Origin of the sequence: Polyangium spumosum (assembly GCF_009649845.1) — a bacterium.
Taxonomy (GTDB): Bacteria; Myxococcota_A; Polyangia; order Polyangiales; family Polyangiaceae; genus Polyangium; species Polyangium spumosum.
This window is the reverse complement of the sequence record NZ_WJIE01000009.1, coordinates 352,319-359,501: the sequence shown is the minus strand read 5'-3', so window position 1 is coordinate 359,501 and position 7,183 is coordinate 352,319. Positions and strand designations below refer to the sequence as shown.

Sequence of the window (7,183 nt, the reverse complement as noted above, 5' to 3'; positions counted from 1 at the left end):
CGACACAGGGATCCACTCCGTCGGCTGGGCGAGCCGCGTGCAGTGGATCATGCCTGATGGCGCTTGTCGATCCCCCTCGCGCAAGTACTCGAAATGAACGGGAAAGTGGAACTGATCGGCGCTCTAGCGCGGTGACCTGCTGCTCGCCGCCTGGTCGAGGGCCCGCTCCACGGCGGCGCGCAACCAGCGGCCGAGCGTCAACGCGCGCACCTCGAACCGCGCGAGGAACGCGTCGGGGTCGTAGGAGATGCCGTCCGCCTCCACGGCCATCACCCGGAGCTCCCGGTTGCGTCCGCCGTGCGCGAAGGAGACGCGGACGACCGCCGGAGCGCCGTGCGCCCGCGCGGCCTCGTCGGTGTCCACCTCGATGCCCGATGCCGCCGTCGCGACGCGGACCGGCGGGTATCCCTTCCGGCGAGCCATGAGGTCGCCGGCGCGCGACACCGTGATGAAGTGATTGGAGCTCAATGGTCACCCCATACCGAGCGCGCGCAGCGCCGCCGCGCGCAGCGCGCGGGTCCGGATCCAGTGCATGCCATCGCGAGACCGTCGAGATCACGAAGGAAACGCGCGCGCTCCGATGCATCGAGGGACCGGGTCGTGTCCTCCACGGCCGAATCGAGGGCCCGGGGAGGGAGTGCCGAAAGCGCGTCGGCCGCGCGCAACGCGAGCCGCGCGCGCTCCGGGTCCTCGGCAGGTCTGCCCAGCGAATGGACGCATGAATCGACGATTTCCTCACCCATCACTCGCCCCTACTTCGTCGGCCCGGCGTGCGCCTGGATCACGGCCTCCACGAGGTCCACCACGATCCGCGTATCCTCTTCGCGCAGCGATTCGTCATCACCGGCGCAGGCGGCCTCGACCCGCGACCGCAGGTCTGCCCGCAAGACGAGCCGCGCGCCTCCGCACGCGCGACAGACGAGCCCACCGGCGAGCGGATCCAGGCACGCGGGCGCCTCCGCGGGGCAGACGCGGCTGCAGCGCACGCAACGATCGAGCACCAGGCCGAAGCCCATATCGGAGAGCAAACGCAGCCCGGACGTCGCGAGCTCTGCGTCGGGCGAGCGTGTGGCGCCGGGCTGGTCGAGCGCGTCGAGCAGCTCGTTCACCGTGGCGAAGAGCCCCGGCTCGCGCGTGCCCGGCGGCGCGACCGAGCGGATCCAGCGCAGCGCTCTGCCGGCGGCCTCCAGGCGATCGAGCGCGGCGACGAGGTGCATGCGTGGGTGCGCGATCGAGGCCTCGCCGAGCACGGCCAGGTCTTTTTGTTCGCGCTCTTCGAGCGTCACGCGCAGGAGGTGCATCGGCTCCAGCGCGACGAGCCGCTTGCTCGATCGGCGCGCCGATCGCGCCACGGCGGACACGATCCCCCGCGCCTCGGTGAAAAGCGTGACGATGAGATCGGCCTCGCCCACCGGGACCCGGCGGACGAGCAGCGCTTCGGTGCGCAGGATCTTCTTGAGGAGGGCGCTCCGCGCCCGGCGGCTCCCGCTTGGCTCGGTCACGCCCCGAGGATGGGGCTGGAGGAAACGCTCTGCGAGTCCCCCCCTTGCGACAGTTCCGGGGGCATATCGTGCCCGCGCGGCCGCATCACGATGCTCAGGGCCAGCGTGAACAGGATCAGGAGCAACACGAACGCCATCGCCACGCCGAAGCGTTTTCCTTGGGAACCGCCGGCGGGGGAGGCAATGGGAAGAGGAGTGACCACGGCGACGCGGCGGCTCGCGGTATAACGGGCGAGCACCTCCTCGACGGGGAGCGAGACGGCCCTCGCGTACGCTCGCAGAAACCCTCGGACGAACACTTCGCCTGGCAAATCATCGAAATGATCCGCCTCGATTCGCTCGATCGAGGGGACGGGGATCCGGGTGGCGCGGGAGACCTCCTCCACGCTCATCGCCCTCGTCTCACGGGCATGTCTCAGGTAGCGGCCGATCGACTCCATCCCTACTTCACCCGTTCGTTCAATCGATTGGATTGACTCCCTTTTTGCACGTTCATGAAATGCCGCGCAAAAACTCATTGCATCGATCCGAGTTCCGCGGCGCAACGTTTGCCGGCCACTGTCGCCGGGGCCACGTCGCGGCATCGCTCGAGATCTTCCCGGGCATGGTCTTGCTGCCCGAGTTTTGCCGCCACGCGAGCGCGGGCGGCGAAGCCCTCCTGGAGCCTCTGACACTGAGGTTTATCCGTCTCGAGCGCCCGCGTAAAGGCCTCTCGCGCAAGCGCGAGCTCGCCTTTTTTCTCGTACGCCAGCCCGAGCCGGTAGTTACCGACACAGAACAAGGGTTGCGCCGCGAGCGACCGCCGAAGCGCGTCGATGGCCTCGTCGACACTGCCACGCGAAAGATATGCCCAACCGAGATTTCCCCAGGCCTGCTCCGGGGAACCATAAAGAATGTCCTCGGCCAGCGGCTTCAGCACGGCGATGGCCTCGTCGTACTTTTTCCGATGCACGAGAATCACGCCGAGCACGTTCTTTGCGTCCCGCATGTCGGGCGCATGCTCGAGCGCGGCGCGCACGTGGCGCTCCGCCTCCTCGAACCGACAGTCGCTCGACGTCTCGTCCGCCGCGCAGAATGCCAAAAGAATGACGGCCCCGAGGTAGTGGGCGTCGGGGTTCGTTTCGTCGATTCGAAGGGAGGCCTGCACATGGCCGAGCGCCTCGCGCAGCCGCCCGGCCTCGAACGACTCGCGCCCGAGGTCGTACTCGGCCCGCGCCTTCGCGTCGACCACGTCGGCCCGCTCCTGCGCGCCGCCGCAAGCCGGCCCGAACACCACCACGATCGGAAGCAGGACCGGGAGCAAGACCGAGCAAGCAAGCGCCGCAGGGCCACGCATCCCGCGCGACCTCACGCCCTGCTTTTTGCTCGTTTGCCCCTGGATCATGCGTCCTCGTCGACCGAGATGCCCTTGTTTCCTGGGAGAAGGGCCCTCCCGATCCGCCCCCAGGCTCGCCCCGAGGCCCAAATCCGGGCCAAGCGCCCGGGAAAACTTGGGTAACCCAGGCTGGAAGAAGCGTCAACCAGCAAAAGACGCGAAGACCCCCGCTCCGGCTCGAGAAAACTCGCCCGCGCAAGGTAGAAGTGGCGCGCGGGACGCGAAGCGTGGTATGCGGGCAGGTTTGGCGCCGTCACGACGCCGGTTTGTCCCCGAGCGGGACGGATCAGGCCTCGCTCGCGACCTCGTCCTTCTGTCCGAGCAAGGCGTAGAGCTTGCGCAGGCCCTCGATGTCCGGGACCTCGAGCCGCTCGTCCGCCACGCGGATGTACTGGCCCTCCCGGAGCTTCTGCACGCTGCGCTTGACGGTGTCGACGTCGAGGCCCACGCGCGTGGCGAGCTCCATCGGCGAGACGGAGAAGAGCGCGCTCGTGCCCCCAGGCTCGCGGGCCTGCTGGGCGAGCTTGAGCAGCGCGCTCACGATCTTCGACTGCACGTCCGTGAGCATGATGAGCTCGATCTGATCCTCGGCGTCCCGCAGCCGGCGCACGAGCTGCTTGACGATCCGCGAGGCGATGCCGGCGTTGTGCTCGAGCAGGTTCTGCAGCGTCGTCTGGTCGATCGCGAGCGCGAGGCCGGCGGAGAGCGCGACCGCGGTCGAGGAGCGCTCGGCGCCCGGCAAGAGGGCCGACTCGCCGAAGAGATCACCCGGCTTGAGCACCATCAAGCTGCGCTCGGCGCCGCGCACCTTCTTGAGCAAGCGCACGCGGCCCTCCTCGAGCAGGTACGCCTCCGTGCCAGGCTCACCCTCCCGGTAGATCACCTCGCCGGGCTGAAAGCTGCGGCCGAACCGCGCGATGAGCACACGCGCAGCCTCGGCGGCCTCGGGGTCTTGGTCGGGAAGGTCCACCATCGGGAGCGCGAGTCTACCTAGCCGGGCCCGCTCGATGCCATCGGCTTCGCGTCGGGCGGACGGACGTAAAGCGGCTCGACGAGCTCGGGGTCGAAGCGGTCCGCTCCAGCGGCGAGGCGCCCGAGCGCGACGCGCCCCACGGCGACGGCGTCGGGCAGGTCGAAGGAGGGCGCGCGGAGGAGGTAGGGCGCGAGCGCGGGATCTTCGGCCGCGACTTCACCCACGACGCGGAGCAGGCCACCCGGCGGGAGCGAGGCGCCCGGGCCGGCGAGCACGAGCGCGGCCGCTTCGGCGCGCGGCACGTGGCGCGGGGCCCAGCAGACGGCGCCGGTGGCGTCGAAGGCGGCGAGGAAGAGCTCTTGTTTCTTGGCGTCGAGGGCGGCGACCACGAGGTCGTGCGGACCGGCCCGGCCGCTCGTGAAGGCGTCCGCGGCCATGGCTTCGAGTGAACCCACGCCGGCGAGCGGGGCGCCTCGGCCGAGGGCCATGCCCTTCGCCGCCGCGACCCCGACCCGGACGCCCGTGAAGGAGCCGGGGCCGATGTCACAAGCGAAGGCCTCGATCGACGCGGCGGCGGCGCCGGCCGCGGCGAGGGCCTCGGCGGCCGCGAGGAAGATACGCTCGGCGTGGCCCGCGAGGTCCGTGTAGACGGACGCGCCGAGCAGCCTGTCGCCGTCGAAGACGGCCGCGCTGCCGCGAGGCGTGGAGGTGGAGATGGCGAGCAGCCGCATGATACCTTGGAGGGGAACCGGGGAACGTGGACGCGCGGGCGTTGTCCTGCGAGACGGACACTACGAGCGCGAAGGCGCGAGGACAACCGGCATGGGGCGCGACGGATCGAGCACATGGGTGATGCAAGGCGCGGTCGTCGTGTCGATCCTGGCGCACGCGTCGTTCCTCGCGGCCGCCGGGCTCCGGCCGCCGCGGCCGGCGCCGGAGGAGCTCGCTCCCCCCGCGGATACGTGGGCCGGCACGACGTCCGCGCCGATCGGAGGGGAGCTACACGAGGTCGACGTGACGGGCAGCGAGACGCTCGGCGGGTCGGGCGAGCCCGTGGCCCCCGCGCCCGAGACGCCGAACGAGCCCTCGGAGCCCCCTGCTGCAAAAACCCCGGCGGATCCGCCAAAACCCGCTCCCGCGAAGCCAATTTCAACGGCGCGGACCCCACCCCCCAAGCCGAAGACGCCTGCGCCGGATCCCACGAGCCCTGCCGACACTTCGAAACCCGACTTTCAAAATGAAACGACCTCCTCCAAGCCGTCCGCCCCCCGCGCGCAGGTGAAATCCTCGACCGATGTGGTTTCGAACACCACCGCGCCAACAAAACCCGCGACCCCGAGCGCGAAGGTGCCCGACGGGGAGGAAAAAATCGCGTCCGGAACGCCTGGGGACACGACGGGCAAACCAAACACCGAACCCGGAAGCGGCGGAGGCTCGTTCGGCAGCGCGGGGGCCTCGTCCGTGCGGGACCTGGGGCGGGCGTTCACGCGCGCGCTGCCGATGGCCGGCGGCTCGGACGCGGCGTGGGGGAAGTTGCCCGTCGGCAAGGGCGGGTCGATCGAGGTCGCCCTGATCGTCAGCGAGGAGGGAAAAATCACGGGCGTCGAGCCCCTCGCGCCGAGCCCGCCCGCGCACCTCCTGAAGGCCATCAAGAACACGACGCTCCTGCTCCGCGGCGGGACCTTCGCGCTGCAAGGCAGCTCGGTGACGGCTGGCAAGCAGATCCTCAAGCTCACGGTCGAGCTCAGCGACACGGAGGCGCCCGAGGACACGAGCGGCGCAGGCGCGTTTGGCCTGGCGCATCGCTGGGAGGGCAAACGCGGCGTCGCCTCGTTCACGCAGACGAGCGGGCGTCACGTCGAGATCACGGTCGAGTTCCTGCGAGTCGAGATCACGCGCGGGTAGCTGCTCGCTTGCGACCCAAGGCGACGGCTTTACGTGCCGTCCATGACGTCCTCCGCGCTGGCCTTCACGCTGGGCCTGGCCCTCGTTCAAGGGGTCCCGGCTTGCAGCAACCGCGCCGATGCGACCCCCCACGAGAGCGTCTTCACGCAGACGACGGTGACGGCGTTGCCCCCGGCGCCGCCGGGCGAGCGGGGCCTCGCGCTCGACATCTCCTCCCTCGTCGAACACGTGCGGCCGACCGTGGTGAGCATCGCTGCCACGCGCGGCGCCGAGGCGCGCAGCGATCCGCATCGCGTGCGCGCAGGCGGGACGTCGCGCTCCATCGAGCGATCCCTCGGGTCGGGCTTCATCGTGAGCCCCGACGGGCTCGTCGTGACGAACGCGCACGTGGTGCACGGCGCCGAGCGCGTGCGCGTGCAGCTCGCCGACGGGCGCGAGTTCGAGGCGAAGATCCTCGGCGAGGACGAGAAGCTCGACGTGGCGCTGCTCGCGATGCGCGGCGCGTCGGGCCTGCCCGTGGCCGAGCTCGGCACGAGCGAGGTGCTACGCGTGGGCGACTACCTCGTGGCCATCGGCAGCCCCTTCGGCCTGCGGCACACGGTGACGCTCGGCATCGTCAGCGCGAAGGAGCGCGTGCTCGGGCTCGGCCCCTTCGATCACCTCATCCAGACGGACGCGAGCATCAACCCCGGCTCGAGCGGCGGCCCGCTCTTCGACGGCCGCGGGCGCGTGGTCGGCGTGAGCACGGTCATCCACGCGCGTGGTCAGGGCATCGGCTTCGCGATCCCCATCGACGACGTGCGCGCCGTGATCCCGGAGCTACGCGACGTGGGGAGCGTCTCGCGCGGCGTGCTCGGGGTCGCGTTCCAGGCGATCTCGCACGACCTCGCCCGCGCGCTCTCGCTGCCCGGGCCGGCGGGCGCGCTCGTGACGGACGTGGAGCCGGACGGGCCGGCGTCGCGGGTGGGCATCCAGCCGGGCGACGTGATCCTGTCGGTGGACGGCGAGGCGATCGAGCAGGCGTCGGAGCTCGCGCGGATGCTCGGGCAACGCAAGCCAGGCGCGTCGATGCGGCTCGTGGTCCGGCACGGCGCGGACGAGAAGGTCAAGCGCGTGGTGCTGGCGAAGCCGGACGCCGAGGAGAAGGAGGCGCCGAAGCCGGAGGACGTCGGCCCGCGCAAGACGGTGGGCGTGTCGGTGAGCGACGCGTTCGGAGGCGGGGCGCGTATCGACGGGCTCGATCCACGCGGCGCGGCGGCGGGTGAGCTCGAGGTCGGCGACGTGGTGCTGGAGGTGAACGGCAAGGCCATCCAGGGCGGCGAGGATTTCCTGCACGTGGTGGACAAGGCGAAGCGGCCGGGGACGCTGCTCGTGCGGCTGCGGCGCGACGGCGAGGCGCTGTACGCGGCGGTGCGGGTGGACTGACGT

General features: G+C 70.7%; 8 protein-coding genes. 2 read left to right on the top strand and 6 right to left on the bottom strand.

The features are described 5' to 3' along the window. Window positions 1-123 precede the first annotated feature (123 nt). From GF068_RS29380 to tsaB, 6 genes are all read right to left on the bottom strand, one after another. Window positions 124-468 carry a hypothetical protein gene (locus GF068_RS29380; RefSeq protein WP_153822787.1) on the bottom strand — a complete coding sequence of 115 codons (345 nt, stop codon included), beginning with the start codon at window positions 466-468 and terminating at the stop codon, window positions 124-126. A gap of 284 nt (window positions 469-752) precedes the next feature. Further along, complete coding sequence (gene recO, locus GF068_RS29375; protein ID WP_338046624.1) at window positions 753-1,502, bottom strand: DNA repair protein RecO; 750 nt, start codon at window positions 1,500-1,502, stop codon at window positions 753-755. Continuing rightward, window positions 1,499-2,020 (bottom strand): helix-turn-helix domain-containing protein, encoded by a 522-nt coding sequence (locus GF068_RS29370; protein ID WP_240807538.1) that lies wholly within the window; start codon window positions 2,018-2,020, stop codon window positions 1,499-1,501. Before GF068_RS29370 ends, recO begins: the two co-directional genes overlap by 4 nt. Further along, window positions 2,017-2,838 (bottom strand): tetratricopeptide repeat protein, encoded by an 822-nt coding sequence (locus tag GF068_RS29365; protein WP_153822786.1) that lies wholly within the window; start codon window positions 2,836-2,838, stop codon window positions 2,017-2,019. Before GF068_RS29365 ends, GF068_RS29370 begins: the two co-directional genes overlap by 4 nt. A gap of 325 nt (window positions 2,839-3,163) precedes the next feature. After that, window positions 3,164-3,850, bottom strand: coding sequence for a Crp/Fnr family transcriptional regulator (locus GF068_RS29360; protein ID WP_153822785.1), 687 nt, complete (start codon window positions 3,848-3,850; stop codon window positions 3,164-3,166). Between the two features lie 17 nt (window positions 3,851-3,867). Continuing rightward, window positions 3,868-4,581, bottom strand: a complete 714-nt coding sequence (gene tsaB, locus GF068_RS29355) for a tRNA (adenosine(37)-N6)-threonylcarbamoyltransferase complex dimerization subunit type 1 TsaB (protein ID WP_153822784.1) — start codon at window positions 4,579-4,581, stop codon at window positions 3,868-3,870. Window positions 4,582-4,672: 91 nt separating this feature from the next. Here tsaB and GF068_RS29350 point away from each other — a divergent pair, with 91 nt between their 5' ends. Both GF068_RS29350 and GF068_RS29345 read left to right on the top strand, forming a co-directional pair. Further along, a complete protein-coding gene (locus GF068_RS29350) occupies window positions 4,673-5,755 on the top strand; it encodes a hypothetical protein (RefSeq protein ID WP_153822783.1) in 1,083 nt (360 codons plus the stop codon). A gap of 42 nt (window positions 5,756-5,797) precedes the next feature. Beyond that, window positions 5,798-7,180: a trypsin-like peptidase domain-containing protein gene (locus GF068_RS29345; RefSeq protein ID WP_153822782.1), complete on the top strand. Its 1,383-nt coding sequence runs from the start codon at window positions 5,798-5,800 to the stop codon at window positions 7,178-7,180. Window positions 7,181-7,183 lie beyond the last annotated feature (3 nt).

Coding starts and splice junctions, on each gene's coding strand:
- GF068_RS29370 (WP_240807538.1), bottom strand. CDS start 2,020: ATGAGTTTTTGCGCGGCATTTCATGAACGTGCAAAAAGGGAGTCAATC.
- GF068_RS29365 (WP_153822786.1), bottom strand. CDS start 2,838: ATGCGTGGCCCTGCGGCGCTTGCTTGCTCGGTCTTGCTCCCGGTCCTG.
- GF068_RS29360 (WP_153822785.1), bottom strand. CDS start 3,850: ATGGTGGACCTTCCCGACCAAGACCCCGAGGCCGCCGAGGCTGCGCGT.
- tsaB (WP_153822784.1), bottom strand. CDS start 4,581: ATGCGGCTGCTCGCCATCTCCACCTCCACGCCTCGCGGCAGCGCGGCC.
- GF068_RS29350 (WP_153822783.1), top strand. CDS start 4,673: ATGGGGCGCGACGGATCGAGCACATGGGTGATGCAAGGCGCGGTCGTC.
- GF068_RS29345 (WP_153822782.1), top strand. CDS start 5,798: ATGACGTCCTCCGCGCTGGCCTTCACGCTGGGCCTGGCCCTCGTTCAA.